A 1,940-nucleotide genomic window follows, 5' to 3' on the forward strand; every position below is an offset into this window, starting at 1 on the left:
CACCCCGACGGCGCCCCACCCCGCAGATGCTCGCCCTACTCGCCGAGGTCTACGGCACCAGCATCGACAACCTCCTCGACCTCGACGACCGCGAACAGATCCCCCCGCCGACACGCTGCTGATCAACACGGCACGTCGGGCAGACCGGTTGCATTCGATGCCTGGAGCGAAGACCGACGGCAGCAGATCGCTGGAGAGCGCCTCTGGGTCAGTTCCAACTGTGGATCACTCGGTGTACCCGCCGGATGATCCGCGAGGTCTCGATCAGGCCCTCGCGCGGCGGATCCCCACGTCGCCAACGATCACTAAGGATCTGTCGGGACGCCGACACCGACTTGGCGCGGATCTTCCTGAGCAGCTCCGCCGCCGCACTGCCCGCCTTCGCCGGCTCGATGACATTCTCGGTGGCGGCGAGACCTACGATCTTTATCTCGCCGAGTACGAAGCCACGAGCGCCATCGTCCAGAACTCCAGCTACGACGAAGCCACGGGGCGGGCCCTGCTGTCCGTACTCGCCGAACAGGCCCAGCAGGCGGGTTGGGCGGCCTTTGACGCAGGTAACCACACCGAGGCCAGCCGTCTGTACAAGGAGTCGCATGAGCGCGCCGTCGCGGCTGGCGACGCGCCCTTGGCCGGCAATGCGTTGGCCTATCTTGCCTATCAATCCGGCCGAGATGATAGGCGTGCGGCGGTCGGGCTCGCCGTCAGATCATGCCAGGTCGCGGGCACCGACGCGCCCAGCGCGGTCAGAGCGCTGCTCTTCGAGCGTCTCGCCTGGGCCTACGCGATCATTGGCGACGTGCGCGAGACCGAACGAGCCCTCACGACCGCCGAGACGGCCGTTGCCGAGGACAGCGAGGAACCCCAACCGGACTGGGCCGCATGGGTCGACCACAACGAGATATCGATCATGACGGGGCGCTGCTGGGCCGAACTGCGGCGACCTCTTCGCGCTGTGCCCGTGCTGGAGAGAGTTCTGGACAACTTCGATGAGGTCCGCGCACGCGACAAGTCGCTTTACCTCACCTGGCTCGCCGACGCGTACCTTGCTGCCGACGAAGTTGAGCAAGCCGCGAGCGTCGCTGGCCGTGTATTGGATCTTTCCGCTGGCGTGGCATCGGTCCGACCTCGCCAGAGGATCAAGCCGGTTCTTCGTCACCTCGACCCGCACCGGGCGATCCCCCGAGTCCGGGAAACCCTGGATCAGGCGAAAGCGCTCGGGCTCGGCTAGGACTGGCCAGGCTCCGTCGTCTGGGCCACCCAGTCCAGATACGCCTTCGACCCCTCCAGGATCGGTACGGCGATAATTTCCGGATTACTCCATGGATGGTGAGCCAGCAAGTGCGCCTGAAGATCAGAATATCGGTCGGCGCGAGCCTTGAGGAGTAGTTGCCACTCCTCCCCGGACCCGAACTCGCCGTGATGCCAGAACACCGAGACCACCGGGCCGACGATCTGGGCACCCGCGGCGAGACGCGCTCGCACGGCGGACTGCGCCAGCGCCACGGCTGCCTCACGGGTCTCCGTCGCCGTCGACACCTGCACAAAGTCAGTCACATCGAAACAGCCTAGAGGGCCGCCCCGTACCCTGACACGCAGCTGGTCAGCTGGACGTCGCGAACGCTCTGCACCGTTCCTCAGCGACGCCATGAACGAGGGGGACAACGAAAAGCGCCATCCCGTCCTGTTCGATGCGTGACACGGCGGCTACCGTGAAACGGCCAGTTTGGAACGACAGGTGGCGGGTCCCGGACACGAGATCGTGTCCGGGACCGGAGAGGATGTGCGGCGTTGTCATGAGTAGGCCGAGCCGGCGGGTGGAACAGGACGCGCTGCGGGAACGGATGCGCGCGGTCGGGATGAGCCACGACGAGATCGCCGTCGAGTTCACCCGCCGCTACCGGCTACGCCCCCGCACCGCCCACCGGGTGGCCCGCGGC

Annotated in this window: 2 protein-coding genes; one reads left to right on the top strand and one right to left on the bottom strand. The window is 66.5% G+C overall.

Translation table 11 applies throughout. The features are described 5' to 3' along the window. Positions 1–157 precede the first annotated feature (157 nt). Entirely contained in the window at positions 158–1,231 is a 1,074-nt protein-coding gene (locus NBZ83_RS31840) for an NsdA family TPR-like regulatory protein (protein ID WP_498041100.1), read from the top strand. Here NBZ83_RS31840 and cutA read toward each other — a convergent pair. Next, positions 1,228–1,557 (bottom strand): divalent-cation tolerance protein CutA, encoded by a 330-nt coding sequence (gene cutA / locus NBZ83_RS31845; RefSeq protein WP_200912964.1) that lies wholly within the window; start codon positions 1,555–1,557, stop codon positions 1,228–1,230. The genes NBZ83_RS31840 and cutA overlap by 4 nt on opposite strands. Between the last annotated feature and the right edge of the window lie 383 nt (positions 1,558–1,940).

Source organism: Frankia gtarii (assembly GCF_025403375.1).
Classification (GTDB): Bacteria; Actinomycetota; Actinomycetes; order Frankiales; family Frankiaceae; genus Frankia; species Frankia gtarii.